The 15987-nt window shown below is 64.7% G+C and carries 16 protein-coding genes and 1 other RNA gene; 11 read left to right on the plus strand and 6 right to left on the minus strand.

Annotation, left to right across the window (positions count from 1 at the left end):
- Positions 1-66: 66 nt before the first annotated feature.
- Together GUI43_RS20255 and mctP are read left to right on the plus strand one after the other, a co-directional pair.
- The gene (locus GUI43_RS20255) at positions 67-309 is read left to right on the plus strand and encodes a DUF3311 domain-containing protein (RefSeq protein WP_112582616.1); all 243 of its coding nucleotides are present in this window, start codon (positions 67-69) and stop codon (positions 307-309) included.
- Positions 309-1958, plus strand: coding sequence for a monocarboxylate uptake permease MctP (gene mctP / locus GUI43_RS20260; RefSeq protein ID WP_112699517.1), 1650 nt, complete (start codon positions 309-311; stop codon positions 1956-1958). The genes GUI43_RS20255 and mctP overlap by 1 nt, the downstream gene beginning before the upstream one ends.
- Positions 1959-2317: 359 nt before the next feature.
- On the opposite strand, the gene GUI43_RS20265 is transcribed toward mctP, so the two are convergent.
- Positions 2318-2779 carry a MarR family winged helix-turn-helix transcriptional regulator gene (locus GUI43_RS20265; protein ID WP_112582618.1) on the minus strand — a complete coding sequence of 154 codons (462 nt, stop codon included), beginning with the start codon at positions 2777-2779 and terminating at the stop codon, positions 2318-2320.
- Positions 2780-2833: 54 nt separating this feature from the next.
- Here GUI43_RS20265 and GUI43_RS20270 point away from each other — a divergent pair, with 54 nt between their 5' ends.
- Entirely contained in the window at positions 2834-4066 is a 1233-nt protein-coding gene (locus tag GUI43_RS20270; protein WP_112699518.1) for an MFS transporter, read from the plus strand.
- 153 nt (positions 4067-4219) lie between these two features.
- On the opposite strand, the gene GUI43_RS20275 is transcribed toward GUI43_RS20270, so the two are convergent.
- The gene (locus GUI43_RS20275; RefSeq protein ID WP_112582620.1) at positions 4220-4981 is read right to left on the minus strand and encodes a sulfite exporter TauE/SafE family protein; all 762 of its coding nucleotides are present in this window, start codon (positions 4979-4981) and stop codon (positions 4220-4222) included.
- A gap of 127 nt (positions 4982-5108) precedes the next feature.
- Between GUI43_RS20275 and rnpB the strand changes: the two genes are divergently transcribed.
- From rnpB to GUI43_RS20300, 5 genes are all read left to right on the plus strand, one after another.
- An RNA gene (rnpB, locus tag GUI43_RS20280) (RNase P RNA component class A) lies at positions 5109-5524 on the plus strand.
- Between the two features lie 393 nt (positions 5525-5917).
- Entirely contained in the window at positions 5918-6151 is a 234-nt protein-coding gene (locus GUI43_RS20285) for a hypothetical protein (protein WP_112601763.1), read from the plus strand.
- A gap of 348 nt (positions 6152-6499) precedes the next feature.
- On the plus strand, positions 6500-7228 hold the full coding sequence (locus GUI43_RS20290) for a hypothetical protein (RefSeq protein ID WP_146763156.1): 729 nt from the start codon (positions 6500-6502) through the stop codon (positions 7226-7228).
- A gap of 168 nt (positions 7229-7396) precedes the next feature.
- The gene (locus GUI43_RS20295) at positions 7397-8296 is read left to right on the plus strand and encodes a hypothetical protein (protein ID WP_146765932.1); all 900 of its coding nucleotides are present in this window, start codon (positions 7397-7399) and stop codon (positions 8294-8296) included.
- Positions 8297-8706: 410 nt separating this feature from the next.
- A complete protein-coding gene (locus GUI43_RS20300) occupies positions 8707-10149 on the plus strand; it encodes a DUF8370 family protein (RefSeq protein ID WP_211326731.1) in 1443 nt (480 codons plus the stop codon).
- A gap of 181 nt (positions 10150-10330) precedes the next feature.
- Here GUI43_RS20300 and GUI43_RS33510 read toward each other — a convergent pair whose 3' ends face one another.
- From GUI43_RS33510 to GUI43_RS20310, 3 genes are all read right to left on the minus strand, one after another.
- Positions 10331-10873, minus strand: a complete 543-nt coding sequence (locus GUI43_RS33510) for a Pycsar system effector family protein (protein ID WP_146763157.1) — start codon at positions 10871-10873, stop codon at positions 10331-10333.
- 53 nt (positions 10874-10926) lie between these two features.
- Complete coding sequence (locus tag GUI43_RS20305) at positions 10927-11844, minus strand: nucleotidyl cyclase domain-containing protein (protein WP_170158760.1); 918 nt, start codon at positions 11842-11844, stop codon at positions 10927-10929.
- A gap of 315 nt (positions 11845-12159) precedes the next feature.
- A complete protein-coding gene (locus GUI43_RS20310) occupies positions 12160-12582 on the minus strand; it encodes a GntR family transcriptional regulator (protein WP_170158761.1) in 423 nt (140 codons plus the stop codon).
- A 979-nt stretch (positions 12583-13561) separates the two neighbouring features.
- On the opposite strand from GUI43_RS20310, the gene GUI43_RS20320 reads away from it, so the two are divergent.
- From GUI43_RS20320 to GUI43_RS20330, 3 genes are all read left to right on the plus strand, one after another.
- Positions 13562-13807 (plus strand): precorrin-4 C11-methyltransferase, encoded by a 246-nt coding sequence (locus GUI43_RS20320; protein ID WP_112699522.1) that lies wholly within the window; start codon positions 13562-13564, stop codon positions 13805-13807.
- Positions 13808-13956: 149 nt separating this feature from the next.
- Entirely contained in the window at positions 13957-14778 is an 822-nt protein-coding gene (locus tag GUI43_RS20325; protein ID WP_112699523.1) for a GntR family transcriptional regulator, read from the plus strand.
- On the plus strand, positions 14766-15542 hold the full coding sequence (locus GUI43_RS20330) for a glycosyltransferase family 2 protein (RefSeq protein ID WP_249037797.1): 777 nt from the start codon (positions 14766-14768) through the stop codon (positions 15540-15542). Before GUI43_RS20325 ends, GUI43_RS20330 begins: the two co-directional genes overlap by 13 nt.
- Here the strand turns inward: GUI43_RS20330 and GUI43_RS20335 are convergent.
- Entirely contained in the window at positions 15532-15966 is a 435-nt protein-coding gene (locus GUI43_RS20335; RefSeq protein ID WP_112601023.1) for a hypothetical protein, read from the minus strand. The genes GUI43_RS20330 and GUI43_RS20335 overlap by 11 nt on opposite strands.
- Positions 15967-15987: the final 21 nt, after the last annotated feature.

Here is a 15987-nt window from a genome sequence, read left to right on the forward strand (position 1 = left end):
CGCCATCACAGAGTCGTAGCCTCCGGCCGTTACAGCCAATGCCTCGACTCCCCGGAGGTGTGTCAGATGACTGCACCCGAACCGGAGGCGCCCACCACGGCGCCGTCCAGGGCGAAGGACCACAGCCCCTGGAACTGGTTGCTCTTCATCCCCATCGTGGTGCCGCTGATCCCGGCGTTCTTCAATGGCGACTCGCCCCGGGTCTTCGGCTTCCCGCGCTTCTACTGGCTGCAACTGGCCTTCATCCTGCTCGGCGTCGGCACCACCACGTTGGTCTACCAGATGACGAAGAAGCGGGGAGGCCGCTGATGTGGCGCGACCATCTCACCGAGATCATCGTCTTCTCCCTGCTGTTCCTTCTGGTCAGCGTGATGGGCTTCGTGGCCGCCCGGTGGCGGGCACCGAAGGACATGGCGCACCTGGACGAGTGGGGGCTGGGCGGGCGGAGCTTCGGCGGCTGGATCACCTGGTTCCTGGTCGGCGGTGACCTCTACACCGCGTACACCTTCGTGGCGGTGCCGGCGTTGATGTTCGGTGCCGGCGCGGCCGGGTTCTTCGCCGTGCCGTACACCATCGTCATCTACCCGCTGGTCTTCCTGGTGCTGGTGCGGCTCTGGTCGGTGTCGCACCGGCACGGGTTCGTCACGCCTGCCGACTTCGTCCGCAACCGGTTCGACTCGCCGGTGCTGGCGCTGCTGATCGCGATCACCGGCATCGTCGCCACCATGCCGTACATCGCGTTGCAGCTGATCGGCATCGAGGCGGTACTCAAGACGATGGGCGTCACCGGCGACAACGCGCTGGCCCGGCACCTGCCGATCATCATCGCGTTCGCCATCCTGGCCGCCTACACGTACCAGTCGGGGTTGCGCGCGCCAGCGCTGATCGCGTTCGTCAAGGACAGCCTGATCTACATCGTGATCCTGGTGGCGGTCATCTACCTGCCGTACAAGCTGGGCGGCTGGGGTGACATCTTCGCCGCCGCGGACGCGAAGTTCGACGCCTCGCCCAACCCGAACGACGGCATCCTGCTCAACGGCAACAACCAGCTTCAGTACGTGACGCTGGCGCTCGGCTCGGCGTTGGCGCTGTTCCTCTACCCGCACAGCATCACCGGTGTGCTGGCCAGCAGGAACCGCGACGTGATCAAGCGGAACATGTCGGCGCTGCCCGCGTACAGCCTGCTGCTCGGGTTGATCGCGCTGCTCGGCTACATGGCCATCGCCGCTGGCGTGAAGCCGCTGCCCGGCAACTCGGCCGGCTCGGTGGACAACAACACCATCGTCCCGTTGCTGTTCGACCAGCAGTTCCCGGACTGGTTCGCCGGTGTCGCGTACGCGGCGATCGGCATCGGCGCGCTGGTGCCCGCGGCGATCATGTCGATCGCTGCGGCGAACCTGTTCACCCGCAACATCTACAAGGAGTACCTGAAGCGGGACGCCTCCCCGGCCCAGGAGGCGACCGTCTCGAAGATCACCTCACTGGTGGTGAAGGTTGGCGCGGTGGCCTGCATCGTCTTCCTCGACCCGCAGTTCTCCATCGACCTCCAGCTGATCGGTGGCGTGATCATCCTGCAGACGCTGCCGGCGGTGGCGCTGGGCCTCTACACCCGCTGGTTCCACCGCACCGGCCTGATCGTCGGCTGGGTGGCCGGCATGGGGTTGGGCATGTGGATGCTCTACCAGGTGGCCAGCCCGACCCGGAAGCACTTCGGCGGCTCGGCGTTCCCGCTGTCGGAGTTCGGGTTCGACACCACCCGGACGATCTACGTCGGCATCGTGGCGGTGGCGGTCAACCTGGCCGTCGCGGCGCTGGTGACGCTGGCGCTGCGGGCCGCGAAGGTCGAGGAAGGAGTCGACGGCACCGAGCCGGACGACTACTTCGCCGACGAGGGCGACCCCCGGGTCACCCCGGGCACGGAACGCGACGCCGACTCGGCCCGCGAACCGGTCGCCTGACCTCAGGTACGGACGCCCGGGCGCCGACGTCGGTCGGTGCCCGGGCGTACCTGTTCCGCCGTGGCGGCCGTGTGGTGTGTCCGCCGGACGCTGTAGAGCTGATGTCGCAGACGATTCAGGCACCGCCTGGCCTCGCCGACGGCCGTGGCGGGGCCCGGTGGCCGTGGCGGGGCCTGGTGGCCGTGGCGGGGCCCGGTGGGCTGGCGGCTCCGGCGGGCCGGGCGGTTTTGCCGGCTTTGCCGCCAAGATCATGCTCGATCCTTGTTGTAGTGGTGTCGGACCGCGCGGGATGCCACTACAACAAGGATCTTGCGCGATCTTGGCGGATTCGGCGACGGGGGCCACGCCACCTGATTGGGTTAGCGGGGGCGGTTGCGGTTTATCAGGGCCTGGTTGAGGCGGCCCAGCAGGGCTGCCAGGGTGGAGCGGTCCTCGGGGCTCCAGTCGGCCAGCATGTCGCCGTAGAGCCGGGTACGGGCGGCCTGGACGGCAGCCATCCGTTGTAGACCGGCCGGGGTGGGGGAGATGACAGTGCCGCGGCCGTCGGACGGGTCCGGGGTACGGGTGATCAGGCCGTCGCGCTGAAGCGCGGAGACCTGCCGGGTGACTGTCGAGCCGTCCAGGTTGAGTCGGGCGGCGAGCGCCGAGACGTTCTGCGGGCCGGCGTCGGCCAGGTGGCGCAGGATGACGTACGCCGCGCGGTCCAGCACCCGGTGCTCGGCGGTGCCGGTGGCCCGCCGGGTGGCCTCGCCGAAGCGCATCAGCAGGGCCACCTCGGTCTCGATCCGGCCGAGGGTGCTCTCGTCATGGTCGTCGCTCATAGCTGTATGATACAGAATAAGTACCTGTACGATACAGCTATCTGAGGAGTCGGAGTGGATCGGCGTTCCGAACCGAACCGCAGTGCCATCTACGCCACCACGCTGGTGGCCTTCCTCGCCATCGCCGGCATCGCCGTCGTCGACCCGATCCTGCCCGCCATCGGCGAGGCGATCGGAGTCACCGCCTGGCAGGTCGAGCTGCTGTTCACCGCGTACATCGCGGTCATGGCCCTTGGCATGATCCCGGCGACGCTGGCCAGTGGCCGGTTCGGCTTCAAGCCGGTGCTCATCACCGGCGTCTCCGTGGTCGGCCTCGCCGCGATCCTCGCCTCGTTCAGCGACAACATCGTGCAGCTCTCCGTGCTGCGCGGCGTCTGGGGGCTGGGCAACGCGATGTTCTTCGCCACCGCCATGGTGGTGCTGGTCAACCTGGCCGTCGACCGGGAATGGGTGGTGGGCCTCTTCGAAACCGCCCTCGGTCTCGGCTTCGCCGTCGGACCGTTGATCGGTGGCCTGCTCGGTGAGGTCAGCTGGCGGCTGCCGTTCTTCGTCTGCGGCGTCTTCATGGTCCTCGCCCTCGGCGTGGCCTCCCGCAAACTCCGCGAGCCCACCAACCGGCAGGCCCCGGTACGCGTCGGCCAGATCTTCGCCACCTACCGCCGGCCGGCGTTCATCGCCCTCTGTGTGGTGACCGCCGCGTACAACTTCGTGTTCTTCGTGGTGCTCGGCTACACGCCGCTCTTCCTCGGCCTGGACGTCATCCCGCTGGGGCTCGCCTTCACCGGCTGGGGGCTCGGCCTGGCCGCCGGCATCATGGTGATCGGTCACCGGCTGGCCCACCGCATCGGCGCGGTACAGACCGTCGGCGTGGCCATCGCCGGGCTGCTGGTCTGCATGGTCCTCTTCGCCACCTCCACAAGCACCACCGAGGCGCTCGTGGTGCTGGTGCTCGCCGGACTCTGCATGGGACTGGCCAACGCCAACCTCACCGACCTGGCGCTCGGCCTCGGCTCCAGCGACCGGCGCGTCGCCACCGGCGCGTTCAACCTGGTCCGCTGGGGCGCCGCCGCGCCGGCACCGATCATCTCCGGCAAGCTCGCCGAGCAGTCGCTGTCGCTGCCGTTCTGGGTCGGCTTCGGGGTGCTCGCCGTCGGCGTGCTCGTCTACCTGGCCTTCGCGCACCTGATGGCCGCCGGCTACGGCGAGCGGGTCCTCTGGTCCCGCTGGAACCGCGCCGCCGCGAAGACCGAACACAGCGCCGAGGAACCGGTAGGCGAGGCCTACTGACCGTCCCGGTCCCGGCCCTGCCGCTCCGCGACGCGCCACCCAAGATCCGCGCAGTTTCGGGGAAAGTGCTGCCTCGCTGCCCGCTGAGGCAGCACTTTCCCTGAAGTTGCTTGGATCTTGGATGGCGCGTCGGTGTTCGCGGGCCGGGCGGCGTCAGTTGAGGGCGCGCCAGAGCAGGTAGAGGCCGATCGTCGTACCGAACACCACGATCACCGTCTTGAGCACCACCGGCGGCAGCCGACGGACGAGCCGGGCGCCCGCGTACCCCCCAATCAGGGTGGCCGGCGCGACCACCGCGACCGCCGCCCAGTTCAAGGGGCCGAACAGGGCGAACACCACGAGCGTCGTGAACCCCACCACCGCCGACAGCAGATTCTTGATCGCGCTCACCCGGGCCAGGGTCGCGTCCAGCACCAGGGCCAGCCCGGCCACCAGCATCACCCCGAGCGCCGCACCGAAGTAACCGCCGTACACCGCACCGAGCGCGACCATCGTCTGCACCGCGATCGTCCGCCGGCGTGGCGACAGGTCCCTGGGATGACCGACCAGCCGGCGCAGCGGGTCCTGGAAGGCCAGGACCGCCGTCGCGCCGAGGACCAGAAAGGGTACGACCAGCTCGAATGCGCGGGCCGGAGTGGCCAGCAGCAGCAACGCCCCGAGGATCGTGCCCACGATGGTGGTGGGCACCAGCGTGGCCAGCGCGCGGGGTCTCGGCAGGTCCTGCCGGCTGCCCGCCACGCTGGCCAGGTACCCGGGGAAGACGGCGACGGAGTTGCTGACGTTCGCCGGCACCGGGGGCAACCCGATCGCGATCATCGCCGGGAAGGTGATCAACGAACCGCCACCGGCCACCGCGTTGACAGTGCCAGCGGCGAGACCGGCGGCGAGCAGCAGCGCGGCGTGGGAGAGATCCATAGCCCCACGAGGCTAGCCGTTGCCCTACGGCACGCATTCGCCGGATCGTCCGTGAGCAGCGCGATCTTGCCCGGGCGGGGCGGCAATACCCGCAGCATGCTCGTCGTTAGGATGAGAGCGCGACGGACGAGTCGACCGGGCGGCCGCGTCGGCGGGCTTCGGCCCGCCGCCGAGGAACGTCCGGACTCCACAGGGCAGGGTGGTTGTTAACGGCAACCCGGGGCGACCCGCGGGAAAGTGCCACAGAAAACAGACCGCCGACCCCAACGGGGACGGTAAGGGTGAAACGGTGGGGTAAGAGCCCACCAGCACCCCGGGTGACCGGGGTGGCTCGGTAAACCCCACCCGGAGCAAGGCCAAGCAAGGGCCGTCACCGCAGGATGACGACCCGGCGCAGACGCTTGAGGGCTGCCCGCCCGATGTCTGCGGGTAGGCCGCTGGAGCCTGCCGGCAACGGCAGGCCGAGATGGATGGCCGCCGCCGGCGCAAACCCCTCGGGGTACGCGCCGCGCACAGAATCCGGCGTACAGGTCGACTCGTCCGTCGCCCACCAGCTCAGAGCCCCGATCAAGGCTCTGAGCTGGTCGTTTATTGGGTGCCGTTGGTTGACCTTGGTCATCGTTGGGTGGCGTTTGACGGCCCGGTCACGGCCTGGGACGGCCTGGAGACGGCCTGAGCGCCGGCTCAGTGTCACCTTGGTCTGGCCCGCTCCGCCGTCTGAGGGGCCTTTCTCGGCCGGCGCTGTAGGGCCTGAGAGTCGATGGTCGGCGGCTGCGGGGGAGGCCCCCACGTCCTGGCGGTGGGGCTGGTGCCGCGACCCGCTGACTCGGGGGCAAGCCAGTCCCGGTGTTGGACTGGCGCGGCAGCCGGAAGCCCCGACGCACGTCCAGACCGACCCGCTGGCTTCCGTCGCGGCCTCCGTGGTCCCATCCGTGGATGGGATGGGACGAGCGGGTGCCGGAGCTGCTGGCGCACTTGAGGGAGATGGGCCTGATCGGGCTCGTCAAGGTTGACGGCGAGCGGGAGCACAAGCCCTGGACGGTGGTGGTCTCAGGTCAGCGGCTCGAAGGTGCGTCGATCAGGCTCGACGGCAACAGCCTTGATTACTGCCTGCGCCATGCGGTCGCCGCGCTTCGTGAGCGCTTTCCGGGCGAAGTCGCTCTGGACTGAGGTCTGACCGTGGGGCGGTGTCCCGGCGGCTGTCGGTGGCTCACCGCCCCGGCGCCGTAGGCGGCCGGGGCGGCTTGCCGCCGGGCGGGCTTGTCGCCCCGCACCGCGCGGAGCGCGGTGCCTTGATCCAGAAGAGAGCGTTTCGGCAACGGCGGCTCTATTCAACTCTCAAGCCACGTCTTAGCCGACGAACGGTCTAGATCGAGAATTCCGCCGGCCGAATGTAGGGTCACGTGCACTGCAGGGCAAGGTGTCGGCGACGACCAGTGCAGCGATTTGCAACGACCACCTGCCCTGGCGTCAGTCGGGATAGAACCGCCATTGCTTGCCAGCCCAACGAGGGGAACGATGATCTCGTCGACCAGCAGCGGCGAAGACGACCTACTCGATGGGAACAGCGTGCTAGGCGAGCAAGTCTTGGAAGTGCTTCGGGGCCGACCGGGTTGGCAGGATGCAGTAGCAGAACTTCGGACGCTCTGGGAACGAGCTGGCGACGATGCTCTGCAGCGAGCGGACCAGCACGGCCTAGTCTACGAGGGTCGGCGAGGCGCCATGGTGGTGGATGTGATCGCCTCGCGACAGCGCAAGTACCAAAGCCGTGTACTGCCTCTGGTCGCCCAGTGGGAAGAGCATGTTGGGGGCTCCACCCTCAGACAACTTGCCGCCACGCCCGATACGGCCACCTTTGGCCTACGAACTGGCGAGGCCGAGACCATGTCGACGACTGCCTGTCGACTCCTGCGCTTCGCCGACGAACACGGCCTCAGCGAGGACGACGCCTGCCGGGCGTGGGCTACCTCCGTGGACGTGCTCAAGCATGCTTACATGCTCGATCCGTACGTCGGCAGTGTTAAGGGCATAGGTCTCGCCCTGTTCAGCTATCTGCGCATGCGATGCGGCGCTGACGCGCTCAAGCCCGACGTGCGCGTGCAGAAGGCACTGAACGCCCTTGGCTTCAATGTGCCGAACAACCCTCATGCGATCCTCGTGATCGCTGAGTCTGCCGCTGCAGAAATCGGGACGAATGCACTAGTTCTGGACCAGCTACTTTGGAGCCGCCAGGCACTCGAACCCTGAGCTTCTACGGCGTGCGCCTGATCCACTCCAACTGGCCGATCGGTCGCCTGACCTCGGTGAGTTCTTCGCTGCCTTACAAGATTCGACAGTCCTTGTCGGCGTTACTTGTGCCCAACTTTTGCCCGATGATCTCTCCTGCTCCGACGGCTGACGCGGGATAGTGGACCGATGCCGATGGACGAGCCTGCGACTTCTCGTGGATTGCCCGATGAGCTGGCTGGCCGCCGGGAGCGCGTCGTCGATGATCACATGTATCGGCTTCCGCCTGGAGCGCGCTACCGAGCGACCTTCCGGCTCCAACTGTTCACCGCCCCGCAGCACCGTCCCGTGGCGGTCGCAACTCAGCTGATGGGCGAAGGCGTCTCCCTGATCAACGCCGCTGAAGCCTGCGCTTCCGCGGTTTGGGAGCAGTGTTGCCCGGATGAGGCTGAGCCGCCAATCTGGATCCAGCGCTTCCTGCCGGAGTCCGGGTCGCCGCGCATCGCCGCTGTATTTTTCACCGTCGACGCCGAGACTCGGCGACTGACCCGCCCTGTGTGGCGGCCGGTACGCGACGAGGACGTAGAAGCCATGGTAGGACAGCGCGTCGAGCGCGACCGCGGCACGGGATTCAGACCGGCCCAGCCGGTTCTAGAGGACGGACCGCAACGCTATGTGCTGGCGTGGGTCGCTCTGTTTCCGAAGCCTGCTCCGTTTCGCCAGGCGGTCTGCATGTCAGCCGGTACAACTCTGTGGCGCCGTCTCGCCCGCCAGTTCGTGCCGTATCGCGGTGCTCGCGGCTGCTGCTGGTACCACGGTGGCGACTGGCACACGGTCTCAAGAGTGGCCATCCGGCTCGTCCGCGAGGCCCAAGCCGCAGGCGTCCCGCACGAGGACATTCCGTACCAGGTTGGCCAACAGGCCGCCACGATCTCCCTAAGTGACTGGGAGCGTGAGGCCCTGCTATCACTGCTAATCGATACTATTCGGCCATACCGGCCATTCGAGGGTGGCTACAACAACGGCCAACACCGCGCGCAAGCGATGCTCGACGCAGGAGTCCGCCGCACCCTCGTTGAGCAAGACTGACCGGACGCGCGCCAATCACAGTCGCGCGGCGACTTGCGATTGGTCTGCCGTCCGTGATGGAACGCCGACATTTCATTTGCAAGCTCTGTGCGCCTCGTCTGGGCTCTTCCATAAGAGGCCGGGACCTCGGGTCCGGTAAGGCACTGCCTGTGTCCGTCCGTCGCCGTCCTGGCTCGCTGCTGTCGGTAGAACCACGCGCCGGCGTTGTTAGGCCCTTCCAGGTGCGATCGCATGACGGTACTGCTGCGGCATTTCGCCCCTGCCGACTACCAGCCGTAGCTCCACATCTTCGTTGCCGAGGCGCACGCAATGTCGTTCATCAGACAGAAGTCGGTTCATCGGCGGGTTCGGCAACATCGGCGGGTGACAGTGCAACAGTTGGCGCGGTACCTTGAACCATGCCAAGTCGCGTGTATTTCTCCGATTATTTTGGCGTCAATGAGGACGATCTAGATTCCTACGGTGCTTTGAACATCTGCCTAGTCTCAGACCTACCTCTTTTTGTCGACCCCTTCCTCTTGTTTCAAAGCGAGAAGGAGGAATACCACGAACTCCACGACTCCATCATCAGATACCTCGGCTTCCTGAAGGATCATTCAGCGATCGCGCGGGAAGACAAGGGACTCCTGAAGGAGTGGTTTTTCTTTGGCGAAGTCAAAGAAAATTGGCTTGGATTTACCTTCCTCGGCAATGGGGGCCGAGGTCTAGGCGAGAAGTTCGCGCTTTCCCTGAGCAGCCATTTAAACACCATCCTAGACAGCGAGAGGGATTCCGTACACCTGGAACACGTTCGGCTGCTAGACAAAGGGGTAGGTCGAGACAGCGTAAGCGACCTCACGACGAATCTCATTAAGAAATATGTCCTTGAGTACACTCAAGATTTCACTCTCCAGCACGTGCCCGCGTCCAAGCGCAGGAAATGCGGGGTAGAACGAGTGGAGTTCGACTACAACACGCGTGCTTGGCGCAGCCGAACCTATGACCTCCCTTTCTTTGAACCACGCAATCAGCATGTACTCCTTACGCCTCTCGACATTCTTGCCCGCGACGAAACCTGGATTAATCGAGAGGACCTCCTACGTAATTTCGATCGAGTCGTAGAGTCATGCGATGACGAGACGTTACGTGGCCGCATGAATCAGTACTTCAGCAAGAAGCTGATGGAGGCTCGTTCTCCTGAGCCTCGAACTGAAGCCATCGAGGCAACCCTTAGGCGCTTTCCTGAATTGCATGCTCTTTATATCGCAACCAAGGAAAGAGAAGGGGATGCAGCCGAGAGGAGAAGTAAGGACTCGGTTGAATATGTGCAAGCCATTTTCGTTGGTCAAATTCGTAGGATAATCGCCGAACTAGAATCTAGGACAGATTTCTATAAGTATGTGCCCGACAGTTACGACGAGGCACTGAAGCGGGTTCGGGCTTTTAAGAACTACGTCGAAAACCAAGATGGCTACCGAGTCATAAACCGCAAAGGAAAACCATTCAGCGATGAAATGGAGGTCCAGCTCTTCTTTGGACTTATCTGGTACGGAACAACTTTCGACGTTAATCGTGAACCCAACAATGGGCGCGGACCAGTAGACTTTAAGGTGTCGTACGGGCGCGGCGATAAGGCCCTCGTGGAGTTGAAGCTCGCAAGCAGTACGAGTTTAGAGCGCAACCTTCGCAATCAAGTAAGGATATACGAGCAGGCAAATCAGACCGATAAGTCAATTAAGGTGATTATCTATTACAACGCACAGCAGGAAGAGAGGTTAAAGAAAGTGCTCAAGAAGCTTGAGTTGGAGAACAAGGAAAACGTAGTCATTGTGGACGCTCGGAGCGACAACAAACCGTCGGCATCCGAGGTCTAGCACGACTCGACGTACTGGTCGAGACTAGTCTGATTAGGCGTGAAGGAGCGGAGGTAGCTTTGCCCGCCCCCGAACTGGCTCTAACGGCCAGCCACGGCGTTCGGCGCTCGTGCATGACGAATCGCGCCGTTCGTCAGCCACTTGGTCGCCCCAGCTCAACCTAGCTGCGACAGCTCCAGGTTCAGAACACGGCGAGGACCGCGACGCCAGCCAGGCTTGCAATCGAGAGTAACAAGGAAACGAGTGCAGACTTATTCCATCGGTACTTCAAACGAGCCACATGCGCGCTCGCCCATATCTGGCTAGAAATTTCGTTCAGCAACTTTTCCTTGTCTTGCAACAAAGCCCTGGTTGCATTCAGAAAGTCCTCCGGCCCGTCCTTGTAGCTTTGGGCAATATGACCAAAGAACAGGCTGCCCGTCGGTTTTCCGCCTTTAGTCAAACGGGGCCACAGGGCCAGACCACAAAAAATTCCGCTGGCGACCGTGCCGAGGGCACACAAAATGGAAGGAGCAAGGATCAGTGGCGACCGAACCTCCTCTTTCAAAAGATTAAATAAGATCCCTGCTGTCACTCCTGTTGCCGCAAGCGTAACGCTAGTTTTTGTCTCCACATGCTTAATGAGGTCCGTTACCAACGCTAACGTTTTCCAGGCGTCTTCTATACCGGTGACACCAGTTTCACCACCCGGGCGTGCGATGGTTGACGTCTTGCCGACAGGCACGCTTCCTCCTTCTCGGTACTGCCCGACCGTGCTTGCAGGGCGCAACTGCATGCCTAGGAAGCTTCGCCTTCAATCACCGGCCTCTTACCTGCGTTCAAGCTGCTGCCGTCGACTGATTCACCGTTCTGCAGAGCAGCAAGCTTAACTGTAGCTTCCGCTAGGACCTCGGCGAAATCGGCCATGGAGGCGGCAGTTACTGATCCAGGAGTTGGGAGCTTGAAAGGCAAGACACCCTCCATGCTCTTGGCCATTGACCGCATCCTTGCATATTCAGCGGCACGGGAGGGTTCATCAGAGTCGAGGAATTCTAGCGTGGGGTCTACGTACTGGTAGATGCTGATCGACTCTCCATGCTTGATGGAGAGGTCTTCATGCAATACGAACCTTTCCGACATCTTTGGGTCATCAACCATGTCGACTAGTTGGTCATAGGCTTCTTTGGTTAGACCGACTTGCCCTGGATCCATTAGGTTCATGACGCGCGCCGCCATGTTCAATGCATTGCCGGCGGCGTTATAATTCCCGTTGATATCGCGATAGACCACCGTCTTGCCTTCTGCCACGCCTACCCGAAGATTGAAGATCGCATGACAGTTGCACCACCCGTCACGGCCAAACAATTCACACTTCGCTAGCTCATTCCGTCTTTCTACTTCCTCCAGCACCCGAAGGGCAAAATTGAGATGAAGGTCGTGTAGTCCGTCGAAGCTGAAGCAGATGGCAGCCCCATCTCCGGTCGGGATGCGGATTACGTCGGTCCCGAAATTGTAATCGTTGGTTTGAGCGTAGGTGACGTTTTCGGCTGCAACCTTCTCCAGGCCCACTTTGATGCAAGCCGTGAACTCATCTACAACCGCTTTCTGCGTCTTCGTTCGTCGCCGGGAATACCTCTCGATGTCAAGAAATACAACCTGGAGGGTAGCGGCACTCTCCCTGAGAGAGATGATCTCGTCAAGTCGCCGACTGTTCACGGTAGCTCCAATTGCTCGAAAACCATGCGTACAAACATGCTTCCAGGGCATCGCCCCGCGGATCCTTGCAGCGGAGCCTCAGGCTATTACTTGAAGTCACCGCCCCGCTAGCTCTAGAACGAGCTTTGATAGCCCTCGATGCGTTCGCGTCTGCCGTCGACCTGCCTTCGTGGGAGCTGGCCGCCACCCGGCCCGCCATGTCAAGCGGACCTTGACGCACGTTCGGAGGCTGGCGGGTCGGGCGGTGGTTTGCTCGGCTTGCCGGGGTCGACGGCAAAGGGCCGCCTTGTGGATGTATCGAAGGTGTGAACTGCTCTAGTGCTCTGCCGGAAGTCGCCGGTAGGTTCTGACGACCGTCTGGACGGCTCCGTCTGCTCGAGCGAGGCTCTGTTGTTCCATCAGGGTCGTGCCGACCTCGACAGCGAAAAGGGCTGCCAGCTCCGGGTCGGCGGCGACTTGGCGCTGTTGAGTCTCCGTCTCGGAACCCTCGTCTAACCCGCGCTCGTGCTGGTGGGGGGTTGCGTAGGTGCCCCGGCCGTGTTCGGTGGCCACCAAGCCTGCCTCGCGTAACGCGGCTATCGCCTGACGAACCGTGCCTCGCGCTGCCTGGAATTCAGCGGTAAGCGCGCTCTCCGCCGGCAACAGGGCTCCGGGCGGGATGCGCCCGCTTTCGATGCGCTCTTTCAGCTGGTTGGCGATGAGTCGGTAACGGGGCTGTCCGTAGTGCGGGGTGGGCACCCGCTCACCGTACCTGGCACTTGTCTTACCAAGTGCCAACCAAGTGACCCGTTTCGACGTCTAGACAACTCGTCCACTTGTAGATACGTTTCCTGGTGTGCGGTCGGGGTGACGGTTCGTGTCACGGATGGTCTTGCGCTGGCCCTGGTCGCACCTGATGCGCGGCGTCCTGTCGGACCGGTTGCGGTAGCCGCGCGTACAAGTTGGCTCGGCGATACCCGACCCCGTCCGGCGTCGGACGGTGCGCCGTGCCTTCATCCGGGCCGGTGGCCGGCCGCATTCCCCCGTGGCTGGCCACCGGTCCCCGTCTACCCGTGGAGGTGCGATGTCCGGCTCCCATCGTCGACACTGTTGGTTCTCGTGCTGGTGGTCTCGGAGGCGCCCATCTGCCCGGTATGCCAGCGGCAACCTTCCATCAAGTCCGCGCGCGGCTTCTACGACCTCCTCGCCGGGGTGGTCGACAGGCGCCACCCGTCAATTGCCTGTGCTCCGGTATGCGCCCCTAATGACACGGGCCCAACTCTTCCGAGGCAACGGCGGGCGGTGGCCGCGATGAGTCGCACGGACAAGCCGGCCGCCGTCACAAGTCACCCGGACTGGTGCGCCCCGGATCGCTGCGGCTACCTGGTGCCGCCGGTTATGACTCATATGGCCCGTCGTCATCGTGGGCCAATGCAGCGGGTCGGCGAGAGTCGGGCGGGTGGACTCGTCGTCACGTACCTCATCAGTAGTGAGGCTCTGGGTGGTCCCATGGTCGGCGTGCACGTAACGTGCAGGGCTGGGAACGCCTGGGCAGAGTTGTCCTTGCCGCAAGCGGCCCAACTGGTCGAGCACCTTCGCGGATCGCTGGCCCAGGCCACCGGGCAGCAGGTGGCCGGCCATGAGTGAGGGCGCTGCCATTCCAGAGGGCCGGTCGCCGTTGTCGATCGCGCCGGTCGTGTGCCCCGTCTGGTGTCGAGGCTGTGGACCGAACGACCCGATGCACCGGGGGCTTCTCTCCACCATCGGACGGGAGCGGACCGGCTGGGTCACCGTCCAACTGGTCGTCGACCGGTTCGCCCGCCGGGACCTAGCCGTGAAGCTCGATGCGACCCGAAACGGCGCGACCCAGACCGTACTCCTGTCGCCCGCGCAGGTAGACCGGCTCATCGACGAGCTGGTCTACGCCCAGCTGGAGATGCTGGCACCGGCAGAAGACGGCGAGCGGGCCGGAGAGACGCGGTGAACGCCAATACCCGTCGGGGCTCAGCCGTTCCTCGTACTCCTGGCCTGCGCCCTGCGCGGCCACCGCGAGCAGCGGTAGCCGTACCGCCGGTTCCTGAACGGCCCGCCGGCGGCACCACCTGGCAGACGTTGGAACGTCTAGGGGGTACGGTGACCGGTGTGCAAGGCCGGGACTGGCGCCCTCGCTACCTGCAACTCGCGGAAGAGTTGCGGGCAAAGATCGTGAGCGGCGAACTGGCCCCCGGCACCTTGATGCCCAGCGAGACCGAGTTGGCCGACACCTCGGGCCTGTCGCGCACGAGCGTCCGCAACGCCATCCGGCAGCTCCGGGAATGGGGCCTGGTCCGCGCGGAGCAGGGGCGCGGCACCTACGTGCGGGCACCCCGCCAGCGGGTACGCCGTCGCAACACCGAGCGGTACCAGTGGGAGAAGGATCGCGTCCTGCTCGACGAGGACGAGCGGCTGAAGACTGGCGCCACCGAGCACGACACCGGCCTGACCGTCGACGACCTGAAGTTCCACGCCGAATACTCCCGGGTAGAGGCTGACGCGGAGATGGCGGCGGTCTTCCAAGTCGAGCCGGGTACGCCGCTGCTGCGCCGGGTCTACTGGACGTCGTCGCGGCACGAGAACGCGCCGCTGACCGTGTCGTACTCCTACCTGCCGCACGACCTGGTGGCCGCGAACCCGGATCTGCTCGACGCGGGCAAGGAACCGTGGCCGGGCGGCACGCAGCACCAGCTCTACACGCTGGGCATCGAGCTGGACCGGATCGACGACGAGATTCGGGCGCGTCCGCCGTCGCCCGATGAGGCCGAGTTGCTGGACATCGACCCGGGCGTCTCCGTGCTCACCGTGCGGAAGACCTCGACCGACACCACGGGCCGGGTCGTCGAGGTCGCTGACGTGGTGATGCCGGGGGACCGCACGGAGCTTGTCTACTCCCACAAACTCCAGCGGTGGAAAACTTGACGCAGCTCGTCTCGGTCATCACCCCGGTCCACGCGCCCAGCATCGAGCACCTGCCTGGCGCCTACGAGTCGTTGGCCAAGCAAGAGATGCCTGACGGCTGGGACTGGGAATGGCTCGTCCAGGAGGACGGGCAGACCGGCGCCCTGGTCGACGCGCTGCCCGGCGATCCCCGGATCAGTCTGGGCACCGGTCGTCCCGGTGGGCCTGGTGTTGCCCGTACCCTCGCGCTCTCCCGGGTCTCCGGGAAACTCATCAAGGTCCTGGACGCCGACGACCAGTTGACCCCCGGCGCGCTCGCCCGGGACATCGCCGCATTCGAGGCGCACCCACAGATCGGCTGGACCACCTCGCGGGTACTCGACCTGCTGCCCGACGGGTCGACAGCCGGATGGGACAAGGATCCGGCCGGCGGGCTCATCGACCGCGGTTCGGTCCTGTCATTCTGGAAGGCCAACGACTACCGCGCATCGGTGCACCCGGCGACCCTGTGCCTGCGGCGGGATCTTGTCTTCGCCCTGGGCGGCTGGATGGCGCTGCCGGCCTCCGAGGACACCGGCCTCCTGCTCGCCGCCAACGCGGTCACCGCGGGCTACTTCACCCGGGAGTACGGCCTGCTCTACCGCAAGTGGCCTGGCCAGGTCACCAGCCAGTCCGCGCACCGGGAACCGGCCGAGTACCAGGCACGAATGAGGATCATCGAGGCCCGAGCCAATGCCCTAGCCTCGATGATCCCGAACGGCTTCGGCAGCAGCGCTACGGCGTAGCCTCGTGCCCCGGCATCCCGTGGGTTCGCCGCCGCTCCTTCATCTCCGCTTCATAGATGTGCCGCCGGCCCCCGGCCAGCTTCTCCCGCGCGTCCCGCTCGATTTCCTGGAACGCCGCGTAGTAGCCGTCGTCGAACTCCTCCATGATCTGGAAGGTCCACCGGCCCGGTAACACGTTGCGCCCCAACAGCTCGCGCTCGACCCGGTCGGCCGTCTCGTCGTGCCCGGCCTCGCGGAGCAGCTTCACCACCCGGTCAAGGGTGAGGTCTGCCCCGCCTACGAGTTGGTGTGCCGAATACAGGTGGCCTCGCACCCGATGAATCGTCTCCATCGCCTTGCTCAGTTCACCCAGAGCTTCGACGGTGGTGTCATCCAGCCCTGGTGGGCGGGAGTGCTGCTTGTCGGTCGAATCCTCGCTATTCACGACATTCCCCTACCCATTGGC

It is taken from the genome of Micromonospora noduli (genome assembly GCF_003264365.1).
In the GTDB taxonomy this organism is placed as follows: domain Bacteria; phylum Actinomycetota; class Actinomycetes; order Mycobacteriales; family Micromonosporaceae; genus Micromonospora; species Micromonospora noduli.

Excerpts from the sequence above, each read along its gene's own strand:
- GUI43_RS20255 (WP_112582616.1), top strand. The coding sequence starts at position 67 with ATGACTGCACCCGAACCGGAGGCGCCCACCACGGCGCCGTCCAGGGCG.
- mctP (WP_112699517.1), top strand. The coding sequence starts at position 309 with ATGTGGCGCGACCATCTCACCGAGATCATCGTCTTCTCCCTGCTGTTC.
- GUI43_RS20265 (WP_112582618.1), bottom strand. The coding sequence starts at position 2,779 with ATGAGCGACGACCATGACGAGAGCACCCTCGGCCGGATCGAGACCGAG.
- GUI43_RS20275 (WP_112582620.1), bottom strand. The coding sequence starts at position 4,981 with ATGGATCTCTCCCACGCCGCGCTGCTGCTCGCCGCCGGTCTCGCCGCT.
- GUI43_RS20285 (WP_112601763.1), top strand. The coding sequence starts at position 5,918 with ATGGGATGGGACGAGCGGGTGCCGGAGCTGCTGGCGCACTTGAGGGAG.
- GUI43_RS20290 (WP_146763156.1), top strand. The coding sequence starts at position 6,500 with ATGATCTCGTCGACCAGCAGCGGCGAAGACGACCTACTCGATGGGAAC.
- GUI43_RS20295 (WP_146765932.1), top strand. The coding sequence starts at position 7,397 with ATGCCGATGGACGAGCCTGCGACTTCTCGTGGATTGCCCGATGAGCTG.
- GUI43_RS20320 (WP_112699522.1), top strand. The coding sequence starts at position 13,562 with ATGCACCGGGGGCTTCTCTCCACCATCGGACGGGAGCGGACCGGCTGG.